The following is a 12927-nucleotide window of genomic DNA, read 5'->3' on the forward strand; positions in this document are numbered from 1 at the left end:
GTTTATAACAATTTAGAGTAGACATTATGTGTTTTTCTGCAACAGCAAGCTTTACAGCAGCAGTAGGTTTATCATTGTTAGGGATAGGAACAATTAAACAAACCTGTTCAAAGCGGTATCTTTTGTTAGGTTCATTTCCCTGTTTATTCGCTTTACAGCAAAGTTTAGAAGGGTTAGTTTGGACTGGAATTGATAATGAGTCCTTAAGTCAATTGACGATGGTAGGAACTTATGGATTTTTACTGTTTGCTACATTTCTTTGGTTAATATTGAGTCCTCTTTCTATCTATTTTTTAGAGCAAGACCAACCAAAAAAGAGAGTTTTATTAGCATTGACTGTCCTTGGCTTTTTGTTAGGAACTTATTTGTTAACATGGATAATTTATAATGGAATTGATCCTCAAGTATTTTCAGGAAATATCTTCTATGATCTGAAGTTTATTCCTTTTTATGAACCAAATAAATATTTATATTTATCAATCATTGCCATTCCTTTTCTGATAACGGAATCGACCATATTAAAACTGTTTGGGAGTCTGATTATTATATCATTTATCATTAGTCAAATGTTGTTTGAAGTTACTTTTGTCTCAGTTTGGTGCTTTTTTGCTGCGGTACTTAGTGGTTTTCTTTACTTAACTATTAAACAGTTATCCTCCACTCATGAAAATAATGAAATACCTTTAATTATTGAGGAAAAATAAGCAATTTAAGAGCAAGTAAATAAGCGAGGGATTACTCAATTTTAAATGAAACAAATGAACTTTTTTGAAACAAAAATTTTTTTTTGTTTTGCTTTATAAGTTAGATAAATTATCTCAATTCTCATAAAAACAACCATAAATATTAATACCATTTACCCATGTTTGAGTTACTTGGGGTAAGTTATTAACTATTTGTACTACAATTAAATCGGCTCTTTTCCCCACAGTAATGTTACCACGATCGCCTAATAAAAGTGCTTTGGCCGGATTAGCAGTGACAAGAGAAATGGCTTCTGGTAAGGTTAAATGGGCTAGGGTTGGCAGACGAAAAGCTGCGGTTAATAAAGTAGCTGGAGAGTAGTCAGAGCATAAACAACTAGCAACATTATGGGTAATAGCTGTAATAGCTTTCATTGAACCACTTTGACTTTTACCCCGTAAAATATTGGGTGCGCCAAAAATAGTATTTAAACCCATTTCAATTGCTTTTTGTGCAGTTTCTAAATTGATAGGAAATTCGCTAATTGTAATCCCTAGATTTGTCATTGTTTCTATTCTTTCTTGTGTATCATCATCATGGGAAGCAATAGCTACATTATGCAAATGAGCTTTAGTTACAAGGGTTTTAATTCTTTCTTGGGCCCCTTGTGCATTCTCTAATTTTTTGGCTACCATTACATCAGTTTCAGACTCAGTTTTTTTATAGGTATTTCTCAAATAATCTCGATACGCTTGTAAGTCTTTAAATTGTCCTTGTCCTGGTGTATGATCCATTAAAGAGAATAAATGCACACTATCTTCTCCTAATAAGTCTAAGAGAATGGGTAAACTGGTAGTATCGGTAATTTCATAACGACAATGAACCCGATTATCTACTAAGGCAAATGGTTGATATTGATGAATTTTTCTAACAATTTCTGCTGCCATTTCATTGTTTCTTACTCCTAATTCTTCATGAGCAAAAGAAATACTATGAAACGGTGTTGTAATACCAGCGATCGCATTTTTTCTATCAATTTGAGCTATGGCAAAATCCATAGGAAAAAATGTATTAGCCCTGGGTTCAATTTCTTTTTCTATGGCATCACAATGAGCATCAATCATCCCCGGCATTAAATATTGTCCCTGTAAATTAATTTCTTCTACATTAGTAGGTATATCAGGATTAATTGCAGTGATTATTCCATCTTCAATTAGAAGAGAAGCAGATTCTAATACTTGATCTTTGAGAATAATTTGAGCATTTGTAAAGTAAGTTTTCATGGTTTTTGAACTCCAATAATTAATTAGTTTTTACTGACTCAAAACTTCGCTCTTTTATCTTAATATCTTCAGGAGATAAATAAACCTCAAAATCAGCTAGACGTGATACTAAATCAGGATCATGGAGAATAATTAAAATTGCTGTTCCAGATGTTTTAATCCGTTCAATAACTTTAACAACTCTTTCCACGGAAGCTTTATCTAAACTAGCTGTAGGTTCATCCAAAAGTAAAAGACGAGGTGAAAAAATCATCCCTCTAGCAATATTTACTCGTTGTTTTTCTCCCCCTGAAAACGTACTTGGTGACAAATTCCATAATCTTTCAGGGAGTTTTATTTCTGCTAAGAGATGTTTGGTTTTTTCCCTAGCTTCTTTTTGATTCATACCTAAATCAAAGAGAGGTTTAGCTACTACATCTATGGTAGATTGTCTGGGTAAACAGTGCAAAAATTGAGTAACAAAACTAATATCAGTCTTGCGTAAACGAATCATTTCTTGTTCCGTTACCTTTGCTAAATCTAGATATTCTCCGTCTTTTGTATAATAAAAAATAGAACCTTGGCTTGCTAAATAAGTCCCATAAACACATTTTAAAATACTTGATTTTCCGACACCAGAATCTCCTGTTATCGCCGTGATTTTTCCAGAAAAAGCCTCCATAGAAACATTTTGAGCCGAGGGAATAGATTTTTGTTGTTCATGGAGAAAAAAGCGTTTACTTAAGTTCTCAATTTTTAAAATAAGATGATTTGACATGATGATTTTGTTTAAACTGAAGTAAGGTGGGGAGTGTATCAGCCTACAAATGTTTCGTATTTAATTATACCTATAGCAGTATAAGAATTAGTTAAGACATTTTCTTATCTTTAATTATCATTCCGAAGAAACGAACAATCTCTGTAATAGCCTAATTTTTAGAGCGAGGTATAAATTCTCTTTATAAAAACAACTTCTAACTTCTGACTTCTGTGCGATAGCGCCGGAGCGGAGTGAGGAACTTCTGACTTCGTTAAGACTCCTCCCTTTCTCTGTTTAATTGTTTACCTAATTCACTAAAGAATTGATCTGACCAAGTTTCACATAAATCTAGTCTTATTTTTTGTAAATAAGTAAAAACTTTTCCTGCTAAAGAAGGATTTTTTGCTACAATAATAAACATTAGTTTTTTGGCTTCTTCTGGTTCAGTAAAGTTATTCAAACTAAATTCTAATAAAGAACGCCAATTTTCATCAATGGTTAAACTATCATCTTTAATCAAGTTTTGCCACCGAGGAGTAAAATAGAGAGAAGCTAAATAAGCACGAATTAAATCATGCTGAAACTGATAGTTATCTGTCCGTTGAACTAAGAATTTTTGCTTTACTAATTCATTTCTTAATTCATCGGTAACTTTTGGTTCTGACTGATTGAAAAATTGATTGTGATTGATAAGCATATTATAAGATTTTTTGCATAAAATATCATCAAAATCTGATTTTCCGTTATTTTCCCATTCATCAAAAATAGGTTTTAAAATGGCTTGATATAAAGCTTGTTGAGATTGGGGTAAGGGTTGATTATTTTTAATTAGTTCAATTGCAAATTCTAAGTTTTGAGGAATTTTATAGAGTTCATAGCTCGATTCATTAAATTGTTTTAAGACATCTTGGGTTTTTGCTTCTCCTAATTTTTTTTGTAGTAAATGTTTAATTTCTATTTTTCCTAATGAGGATAACTGAACAACGGGTAAATTAAAATTAGCATAAGTTTCTTGAGAACTTAAACAAAAATAGTTTGCTTGGCAATTTTGATCAACAAAAGTATTAATTTTTCTTCTATCTGCTTCGCTTAATTCATTTAATCCATCCAAAAATATTAAAAAATTTCCTTGTTTTAAAAACCATGCAGTTAAATTTTTATCGAATAATCTACCGTATTTTTCTAATTGACTTTGAAACATTTTTTCTGGTTCATTGCCTTGATAACGAGAGAGAGGAATAAAAACAGGAATAATATTCTTAGGGAGTAAATGATATGTTTTATCGCTATAATAATCCGTTAAATATTGAAAATAAGATGTTTTACCAATACCCGAACGACCTTGTAAAAAGATAGTGCGTTTTTGTTGAATTTTCTCGCCAAAATTATTAGGAATAAAATCGACCGATGGCACAATAAATTTATCTCTCCATTGACTAAACTGTTCATCTTGACGTAGTTGTTTCAGATAGCGTCGTAAAACATAATTACGTAAAGGAGGAATGAAAGAAAGAGCAATAGGAATGAAGCCTAAAGAAGCATATTTACGCAGAAAAGGATTCATTAATAAGTCATGGAAAAATTGATTATAAGGGGCAATAATTAGAGCAAACCCACTGCCCACCCAACTAGCAATGACAATAATAATTGCACCAATACCTGTAAAAATTTCCCAACCACCAACAAAAATAGTTTGGGCTTTGACTTCATAAATATTACCCCATTTATCTCTTACGCTAATATAAAGTTTACGTTGTCCATTACCAATTGATTCTTCTTTAATGTCATTGTCTAGTGCTTGATATCTTTCTTCTTTTAACTGATCATTAAAATATGATTCTTTATCATATTCAAAAATAACCTCAAATTCACGAGGAAATGATTTAGGGTAAGGAGCATTATTATCATTACAATTAGAATCTGTATAGGTATAACAAGGTTTCAGTGTAAGGGGACTAATATAACCAATATTAGGCAATATATTTTTAAGCAAATTAACAAATATTCCTGCGTTTCCACCACTTTCTATAGCAACATCAATTTTGACATCTTCATCATAGCGATAGAATCCTTGATCTGTTCTTAGCCAAAGTTGCCCCTGTTTATCTTCGTATATCTCATAAACATCTAATCCTTGTGTTGAGTTGATGAGAATAGCTTGATTATTCTCTGAGTCGAGGCGATAAAATCCTTGATCTGTTCCTAGCCAAAGTTGCCCTTGTTTATCTTCGTATATCGTAGGAAAAGATAATCCTTGTGTTGAGTCGATGAGAATAGCTTGATTATTCTCTGAGTCGAGGCGATAAACTCCTTGATTTGTTATTAGCCAAAGTTGCCCTTGTTTATCTTCGTATATCGTAGGAAAAGATAATCCTTGTGTTGAGTCGATGAGAATAGCTTGATTATTTTCTGAGTCGAGGCGATAAACTCCTTGATTTGTTATTAGCCAAAATTGCCCCTGTTTATCTTCGTATATCCTATGAACATATAATCCTTGTGTTGAGTCGATGAGAATAGCTTGATTATTTTCTGAGTCGAGGCGATAAAATCCTTGATTTGTACCTAGCCAAAATTGCCCCTGTTTATCTTCGTATATCCTATGAACATATAATCCTTGTGTTGAGTCGATGAGAATAGCTTGATTATTCTCTGAGTCGAGGCGATAAAATTCTCTTTGATATGTTATTAGCCAAAGTTGCCCCTGTTTATCTTCGTATATCCTATGAACATCTAATGGTTTATCAGGAATTCGTACTACTATTTGAGCGTTAATAGGCCAAAAACTATCAAAGGTTATGGTTACTATTACGGCATAAATTATCTGTTTGATGGAACGGAGAATCATTTTTTTATAAGTAATCTGAGTTGGGGGTTTCGAGGTTGGAGTTATACGATTTCTTAATTGTCATTCGGACATTATTGTAGTGGACTGTTTCAGCTAAAATGATGTAATAGGAATGTGAGAATCTTACTCACTAACTGGAAAAATAGCAAGCAAGATGCTTGCACTCCCAACCTTACACGGTGATAAATTTTCCAACTATAGTTTACTGTTTATATTAAGCCTTACAATAACACTTTATTGTTACTTAATATAAAGCAGATGAAACTAATTGTTGGGTATATTGATGTTGAGGATCTTCTAATACTTGATCCGTTAAACCTGATTCAACAATTCGACCCTGTTTCATAATTAAAGTACGATGAGCTAACAATTTAATCACCCCTAAATCGTGAGAAACGACAATCATTGAAACATTTAATTGTTGTTGTAATTGTAGAATTAAATCAAGAATACGCGCTTGTACAGATAAATCTAATCCCGTTGTTACCTCATCTAAAAGCAGTAATGGGGGTTCGGTTGCTAAAGCACAAGCAATTTGTACCCGTTGCTGCATTCCCCCAGAAAATTGACCCGGTAATTGATCCATTCTTGGTATCGGAAACTCTGTCCGATCCAATAATTCTCTGGCTTTTTGACGAATTTTAGCGTATTCAAAACAATCATTCATCAATAATCTTTCAGCAATATTCCCACCAGCAGAAACCTTAAAATTCAAACCTAAATGGGGATTTTGATAAACCATTCCCAGTTTATGATGGCGTAACCATCTTCCTTGAGCAGCATTGAGTTGAAAGAGGTCATAAGCTTCCCCTTGATCCCAAAAAATCCCTTTTCCAGAGGTGGGTTTTTCATCAAAATAGAGCATTTTAACCAGAGTTGATTTACCACTCCCAGACTCTCCCATAATGCCTAAAATTTCCCCTGGATACAGATCAAAATTGAGGTTATCAGTGGCGACAATACTGCCACAATGGGGACAAATATTTCTGTTATATTCTGCTCCCGTGGATGTCAGACATTGAGAGCAACCGTCACCATAAATTTTAGTTAATTCCCTAACTTCTAGTATTTTTTCCATAAGTTTCAATTAGTTTTTATAATTAGTTTAATTAGACATGAGTTCGACGAAAAAGAATTTATAGATAACTAGGAAAAAGTTTGAAGTCTTAAACCCCTATTATCTCGTTGAAAAAATAATAACTCCGAACTCCGAACTCCGAACTCCGAACTCACATTAGTTGAGAGTTACAATAATCACTATCTGAACATTGATAGATTTTTTCACCACTTTTGTGTTGTAATTCATCTAAATAACTGTCTGTTGAACCACAACGACTACAAGCACGTCTTTCTCCGTTTTCATCGGTAAAATCTTCAACTCGAAAACCAATATCTTGGAAGGTTAAAGGTGTAGTTTGAGTATAGGGAGGAATGGCATAAATTTTCTTTTCTCTACCTGCTCCAAACAGATGTAAAACGGGAGAATTGTTTAATTTAGGAACATCAAAACGGGGAATGGGGGAAGGATCAATGACATAATGATGGTTAACGCAGGTAGGATAACGATGAGAAATAGTAATTTCCTTGAATTTAACCATATCTTCGTAAAGTTTGACCCATAAACGAGCATAATCTTTTTCCCCGTGCATGATTTTTCGTTTTTCCTCGTTGGCCTCAACCACAATTAAAGGATCGGGGTAAGGGACTTGTAACACTAAAATTTGTCCTTTTTTCATCGGTATTTCAGGGATACGATGACGGGTTTGAATAATATCTGCTTCAACAGTTTTTTTGGTAAGATTGACCCCTGGACAAGTTTGAGCGACAAATTTACGAATATTGACAGCATTAACCGATTCATCGCTACCTTGATCAATCACTTTGAGGGTATCTCCTACACCCACCAAAGACAGAGTTATTTGCAGTCCCCCTGTGCCAAACCCTCTGGCCATGGGCATTTCCCTGGAAGCATAAGGAACTTGATAACCAGGAATAGCAACCGCTTTGAGAAGACTACGACGAATTTCTTTTTTAGCATATTCGTCAATAAACCCAAATTGATAGCCATAGTTTTTTGTGCTGTTTAAGGTTTCTGTTGACATAAGTATCTGGACAAAAATAAACATTACAGTCGGGAGTTCGGAGTTCGGAGTTTAGGTTAATATCCGTCTCCCCGTCTCCCCGTCTCCCCGTCTCCCCACACTCAACTTCATTACAACTTTGAGCCACTTTTCTGTTGCGTAGTGCGAAGGCGATCAAGATCGGATTGAAAGGTGACATAATGGGGCATTTTGTAGTGAGAAGCAAAACCCATAGATTGAACACCATCGATGTGTAATAAGACAAATTCGGGATCTTCGGAGGGGTTTTCGATACCTTGGGTTTGTCCTTTTTGTAAGGCGCGATCTAAAATAGCCATTGCGATCGCTTTTACCTCATTATGACCAAAACAGGCACCATACCCTAACCCAAAGGTTGGTACACTATCTTTATCTTTACTGTTATACATAGCAACAATTTCGCATTCAGTCATCAATACCTCTCCAACTTCTTGTAAGTCTCCTGTGATGGGATGGGGTAACATAACCGGTAAATAACCTACCCTCAACTCTGCTACGGTGGGGTGTACATCACCATAACCCCTCATATTAGAATAGGCGATCGCTAAAATTGATCCGGTTTCTGCTCTGGCCATGGTTGCTAATGCTGCTGAGCGAGAGACGGGAAAAATTAGGGGTTCACGGGTAATATCAAAGGGTAATGTGGGTTTATTGATAATAGGAGGCAATAACCCTTCTGCCCTCAAACTAGCTAATACTTTGGGGAAAGAGGTTGGTAAAGCTTCATCGGGGATATTTTTCAGCCAAGATTGGGCAATATTACGAAATTCATCGGGGGATTCATTCAATAAGTTAAAACGGAATAATCGCTGTAAATAATCAGAAGTGGGGCCTAACATTTGTCCCCCTGGAATTTCCTTAAATGCGGCGGAAATACGACGAATTAATCTTAAGTTTTCCCCATGATGGACAGGGGTTTCTCCTAAACGGGGTTTGGTGGAACGATAGGCCCGGAGATAAAAAGCTGCTTCGAGGATGTCTCCTGCGCTTTGTTTAATGGCTAAAGAGGCTAATTCGGGATGATATAAACCCCCTTCTGATAACACTCTACTATGTAAGAAATGTAGTTGATTTTCGATAGTTTGAGCAGATAAAGGATCGTTTTTTTGATCATTCGTACGCAATACATCTAAGAGATTAATTGCTTCTGCGATCGCCTCTTCTCCCCCTTGTATAGCTACATAACCCATTGATAAATTTTTCCAACGATAAACATTAATTAGTCATTAGAGACAAAACAATATAGCACTTCTCATACTTGTGAGGTACAGAGTTTTCTAGTTTTAGGAGTTCGGAGTTCGGAGTTCGGAGTTCGGAGTTAGGTATTAGGTGTACCTCATGAGTCCGAGAAAGGCTATAGTAGATTAATTTATAAGATTTTAACTAGAATATAACTTAATGTTAAACTTATTTTTAATCTCTACATCTTAAACTACTACAAGTTTTGAAAATAAACCATAATGGATAAATTTGCGATTGAAGGAACAGATATTCTTACCCCTGATGGTTGGGTCAAAAATGGCACAGTTATCATTGAAAACGGGAAATTCTTGGCTATAGATGAAACTATTACTAAGAAATTGCCTACAATTGACGCAAAAGGGTTATTAATGCTCCCTGGAATCGTAGATATACATGGAGATGCGTTTGAAAGAGCGATCGCCCCACGGCCTGGATCACATTTTCCTTTAAAGATGGGAATATTAGAAAACGATCGCCATTTAATTGCTTCAGGAATCACAACTTTTTTTTATTCTATTACTGATTCTTATGAACCGGGTTTACGCAGTCGGGAAACAGCAAGAGAAATTATTGATTTTGTTTTAGGAGAAGGCAAAAATAGTTTAAAAACTGATAGTAGAATTCATATCCGTCATGAACAAGCGAATACAGATGAATATGAGGAATTATGTGATTGGTTGAAACAGAGAAAAATTGATTTATTGTCACTCAATGATCATCTTCCTCCTGTTGGAGATGACTATAAATTGAACCGCCATCTTAACTCTTTACGACGCAGACATAAAATGAGTGATGAGGAATTACAGAAGCTAATAAAAACAGCTTTAAATAATCAAGAAAAAGGGTTACAACAGGTGGAAGAATTAGTTAGTTTAGCCCATGATCATCATATTCCCCTTGCATCTCACGATGATGATACAGAAGCTAAAGTACAATTAAGTGCTAAATGGGGCGTTTCTATCGCTGAATTCCCTGCTAACGTGGATATTGCTGCTAAATCGAGAGATTATGGGGCTTCAGTTTTAATGGGTGCGCCTAATCTCATCCGAGGGGGTTCTCATGTGGGTTGGATGAGTGTTGAAATGGCAGCTAAGAAGGGTGTTGTAGATTGTTTGTGTTCTGACTATCATTATCCTTCTCTATTTTCTGCCCCTTTTAAATTAACTGAAATGGGAATTATGTCCTTTGAGGAAGCTTGGAAATTAGTTTCTACTTATCCAGCAGAAGCATCAGGAATAGGAGAGAGTAAAGGAAAAATTGCTAAAGGTTTTGATGCCGATTTTCTCTTAATTCAAAGCAATAATATTCATCTCAATAGTATTAAGTCTGTTTATATCAAAGGAAAAGAAGTAGCACGTTATTAATTAACCTTAGTTCGGGATAAGGAAAGAGAGAAGTAGTAAGCTGAAAATAACAAAATATCCAGCAACTTCTCTCTATGCTCACTATAGATGCTTTAAGCTGTTGTGCATTTAAACCGCACATCATGAGGTTAAGCAACAAATTAGCAAACCCTCTCCCCGTCTCCCTTTCCCCCCGTCTCCCCGTCTGTCTAGTATAGTAATTTAGATGCTTAATAGCTTATCTTGGTGCGTGTTCTGCCAAATATTTGAACCTCAATAGAAAAACAGTGATTTCCTATCATGTTAGAATAGCTCTAAAATCATTAGAATCTCCAAAATAATTTGATTCTAATATAAAAGAATGTTCATTATTTGAAAGATTTACTAGCACAAAAATGAGTTATAAACATTTCTTTTGGTACCAGTCTCTCCCTTTATTCATTAGAGGTTTATTAACTTCATTCCAAGTTAATTTTGATGCCTCTAATTCCGCTACACTTTCTTTGTTGATATCCATAGAAATCCATTTCAAAAACTGTCCCATTTTCTTGATATCGTATTCACCATTACAAGCTTCCGTTACCCCTTGTTGTAACCTAGCTTCAGTGACAAATAAATCAACAAATTCTTGAATATTACTAGCAACTTCAGCCTTAATTTGAACGGATTGTTTTTGTTGAATAACGTGATGCTTAATTCCTTTAGCTTTAAACATCAATTCTGTGTAGTTTTCTCTTTCAACAACATGGTTAACAACGGGATACATAACCAATCCTTCCCCAACCCCTTCGATATCAAACGTATCTTTTACCCAAGGATCAACTTTTTCCACTAATTCAACCATCTTATTGATAGTATCTGATGCTATTTTTAATTGTTTCTCATCAGCAAAGTTGAGGGTAATAGACTCACCATAGAAAGGAAGAACAAAAATGTCTTCATGTTCTGGTAAGAATTCTCTAATTTTTTCCGGTCGTATTTCTAACTTAGCAATCTCTCCATTAACCCCTCCATATTGCATGGCAAAGATAGCAAAAAATTTTCGATCAATTTGATTTAATGCGACTCCTTTTTGAATGCTAGAACCGCACCATTCTCCATAGAGAGTGACATGATTTTGACTTTTTAAAGCTGCAAAGTATTCTATATTTTGATCTACCCAAGCAGCAAACCCCGCATTGTCAGATTTAGGGGTAATAATTTGGCTTCTTTTTTGGGCTGCAACTTTTCCATCAGGTGTAATTTGTACCCCTGCATTTGTTCCATGTAATTTAATTTTGGCGCGATAGGTAACTTGCAATTTTTTCTCGAGAACCTCTAAAGTACGCCGAACATTGTGTAATAATTCAATGCTTGTCCATTTAAGAAACGTAATCTCTTGTCGGTCATTAGTAATAGTTTTCTGACAGTAAATCTCTGAAATATCTGTACCAACTTCCGCATCTACTTTACCTAAGGCCATTCCATAAGAATAAACACCCCGTAGCTTACTCGGCTTGATTTTTGTCCCGTCTTTCAACACTGAATCAACTAATGCGACAGCCACAATTTCACCAACTTGATACATATTATCTAAGTTAGCTATGATTTGAATTTCTGATTTTCCAGGTGCTTTCATCTGATAGATTCTCAGCGCATCAGCGTTAGGATGAGGTTCTGCTGCAATGGTTTCCATAACAATAACAGGCATGGTGATCGACCTCCTTGTATTATGTTGTATTACTTTATATTACTTGTAGCATAAAATAATACAAAAATCAACTGTCCGAATCCATAACAGTTTTCATCCAATAAATAGCTGAGAAAATTAATGTTGAACTAAAATAAAAATGCCTACAGCGAAAACAAAATAACCAAAAGCTTTCTGTAATTTTTTAGTCTCAATAAAGCGAGTGAAATAAGCTCCTGAAATGGTTCCTAAACTGGCGGCAATGGTAAAAGAAATCATTAAAATCCAATCTAGATTCACTTGGGAAAGATAACCCAAAAACCCCGTTATTGATTTAAAAGTAATAATAATTAGAGAAGTGCCAATGGCTTCCTTCATAGGAAGACCCCCTAAGAGGACTAAAACTGGAATGATGGCAAAACCGCCTCCCACCCCAACAAAACCAGTCAAGACACCGACTCCTAATCCTTCTAGAAAGATAAAAGACCAATTATGTTGATTCTTATGCTTAAAACCTTGTTTTTCTTTGATTTTTTGTCTTCCTTGCCCAATCATCATCAAACTAGCCAATACCATAACAATGGCAAAGCAAATCAGTTGAATGGTTTCGGTAATAAAGGGAAATCCCGCCATCTGCGCACCGAGATAAGTCCCTAACATAGCAGTAGGAGCAAAAATAGCCGCCACTCGGCCATTAACATTTCCTTCCAACCAGTGGGGAATCGCACCAATAAAACTAACCGTACCGACAATCACTAAACTCATGGCGATCGCTGTTTTCGCTCCTAATCCCATAACATAAACTAAGATAGGTACAGCTAAGATAGAACCTCCTCCACCAATCAACCCCAAACTCAATCCAATACATATCGCTAAGAAATGTCCAATAATCCAAATCATCATATATAAATTGTGGAGAAAAAATGGGCATTATTATTATGAAAGATTAAGATTCAAGCATTATGAATTGATTCTGAGTTGAGAATAATAGTTAGTTAAGTT

Annotated in this window: 10 protein-coding genes; 2 read left to right on the forward strand and 8 right to left on the reverse strand. The window is 35.1% G+C overall.

Features of this window, described 5'->3' with window-relative positions; translation table 11 throughout:
- Nucleotides 1-26 precede the first annotated feature (26 nt).
- Entirely contained in the window at nucleotides 27-704 is a 678-nt protein-coding gene (locus tag QNJ66_RS09840; RefSeq protein WP_300505824.1) for a DUF6629 family protein, read from the forward strand.
- 114 nt (nucleotides 705-818) lie between these two features.
- On the opposite strand, the gene QNJ66_RS09845 is transcribed toward QNJ66_RS09840, so the two are convergent.
- The 6 genes from QNJ66_RS09845 to QNJ66_RS09870 form a co-directional block, all read right to left on the reverse strand.
- Nucleotides 819-1967 (reverse strand): alpha-D-ribose 1-methylphosphonate 5-triphosphate diphosphatase, encoded by a 1149-nt coding sequence (locus tag QNJ66_RS09845; RefSeq protein ID WP_300505827.1) that lies wholly within the window; start codon nucleotides 1965-1967, stop codon nucleotides 819-821.
- A gap of 19 nt (nucleotides 1968-1986) precedes the next feature.
- Nucleotides 1987-2724 carry a phosphonate C-P lyase system protein PhnL gene (gene phnL, locus QNJ66_RS09850; protein WP_300505830.1) on the reverse strand — a complete coding sequence of 246 codons (738 nt, stop codon included), beginning with the start codon at nucleotides 2722-2724 and terminating at the stop codon, nucleotides 1987-1989.
- Between the two features lie 253 nt (nucleotides 2725-2977).
- Entirely contained in the window at nucleotides 2978-5551 is a 2574-nt protein-coding gene (locus QNJ66_RS09855) for a two-component regulator propeller domain-containing protein (protein ID WP_300505832.1), read from the reverse strand.
- Between the two features lie 244 nt (nucleotides 5552-5795).
- Complete coding sequence (locus QNJ66_RS09860) at nucleotides 5796-6629, reverse strand: ATP-binding cassette domain-containing protein (RefSeq protein ID WP_300505835.1); 834 nt, start codon at nucleotides 6627-6629, stop codon at nucleotides 5796-5798.
- A gap of 151 nt (nucleotides 6630-6780) precedes the next feature.
- The gene (locus QNJ66_RS09865) at nucleotides 6781-7653 is read right to left on the reverse strand and encodes an alpha-D-ribose 1-methylphosphonate 5-phosphate C-P-lyase PhnJ (protein WP_300505838.1); all 873 of its coding nucleotides are present in this window, start codon (nucleotides 7651-7653) and stop codon (nucleotides 6781-6783) included.
- Nucleotides 7654-7763: 110 nt separating this feature from the next.
- Entirely contained in the window at nucleotides 7764-8861 is a 1098-nt protein-coding gene (locus QNJ66_RS09870) for a carbon-phosphorus lyase complex subunit PhnI (RefSeq protein WP_300505840.1), read from the reverse strand.
- Between the two features lie 270 nt (nucleotides 8862-9131).
- On the opposite strand from QNJ66_RS09870, the gene QNJ66_RS09875 reads away from it, so the two are divergent.
- The gene (locus QNJ66_RS09875; protein ID WP_300505843.1) at nucleotides 9132-10277 is read left to right on the forward strand and encodes an alpha-D-ribose 1-methylphosphonate 5-triphosphate diphosphatase; all 1146 of its coding nucleotides are present in this window, start codon (nucleotides 9132-9134) and stop codon (nucleotides 10275-10277) included.
- 379 nt (nucleotides 10278-10656) lie between these two features.
- On the opposite strand, the gene QNJ66_RS09880 is transcribed toward QNJ66_RS09875, so the two are convergent.
- Both QNJ66_RS09880 and QNJ66_RS09885 read right to left on the reverse strand, forming a co-directional pair.
- Complete coding sequence (locus QNJ66_RS09880; RefSeq protein ID WP_300505846.1) at nucleotides 10657-11946, reverse strand: RNA ligase family protein; 1290 nt, start codon at nucleotides 11944-11946, stop codon at nucleotides 10657-10659.
- 117 nt (nucleotides 11947-12063) lie between these two features.
- Nucleotides 12064-12828 (reverse strand): sulfite exporter TauE/SafE family protein, encoded by a 765-nt coding sequence (locus QNJ66_RS09885; RefSeq protein WP_300505849.1) that lies wholly within the window; start codon nucleotides 12826-12828, stop codon nucleotides 12064-12066.
- Nucleotides 12829-12927: the final 99 nt, after the last annotated feature.

Origin of the sequence: Crocosphaera sp., from assembly GCF_030064895.1 — a bacterium.
Taxonomy (GTDB): Bacteria; Cyanobacteriota; Cyanobacteriia; order Cyanobacteriales; family Microcystaceae; genus Crocosphaera.

What these genes read in the sequence shown, in the direction of transcription:
- QNJ66_RS09840 (WP_300505824.1), top strand. Translation starts at nt 27, where the DNA reads ATGTGTTTTTCTGCAACAGCAAGCTTTACAGCAGCAGTAGGTTTATCA.
- QNJ66_RS09845 (WP_300505827.1), bottom strand. Translation starts at nt 1,967, where the DNA reads ATGAAAACTTACTTTACAAATGCTCAAATTATTCTCAAAGATCAAGTA.
- phnL (WP_300505830.1), bottom strand. Translation starts at nt 2,724, where the DNA reads ATGTCAAATCATCTTATTTTAAAAATTGAGAACTTAAGTAAACGCTTT.
- QNJ66_RS09855 (WP_300505832.1), bottom strand. Translation starts at nt 5,551, where the DNA reads ATGATTCTCCGTTCCATCAAACAGATAATTTATGCCGTAATAGTAACC.
- QNJ66_RS09860 (WP_300505835.1), bottom strand. Translation starts at nt 6,629, where the DNA reads ATGGAAAAAATACTAGAAGTTAGGGAATTAACTAAAATTTATGGTGAC.
- QNJ66_RS09865 (WP_300505838.1), bottom strand. Translation starts at nt 7,653, where the DNA reads ATGTCAACAGAAACCTTAAACAGCACAAAAAACTATGGCTATCAATTT.
- QNJ66_RS09870 (WP_300505840.1), bottom strand. Translation starts at nt 8,861, where the DNA reads ATGGGTTATGTAGCTATACAAGGGGGAGAAGAGGCGATCGCAGAAGCA.
- QNJ66_RS09875 (WP_300505843.1), top strand. Translation starts at nt 9,132, where the DNA reads ATGGATAAATTTGCGATTGAAGGAACAGATATTCTTACCCCTGATGGT.
- QNJ66_RS09880 (WP_300505846.1), bottom strand. Translation starts at nt 11,946, where the DNA reads ATGCCTGTTATTGTTATGGAAACCATTGCAGCAGAACCTCATCCTAAC.
- QNJ66_RS09885 (WP_300505849.1), bottom strand. Translation starts at nt 12,828, where the DNA reads ATGATGATTTGGATTATTGGACATTTCTTAGCGATATGTATTGGATTG.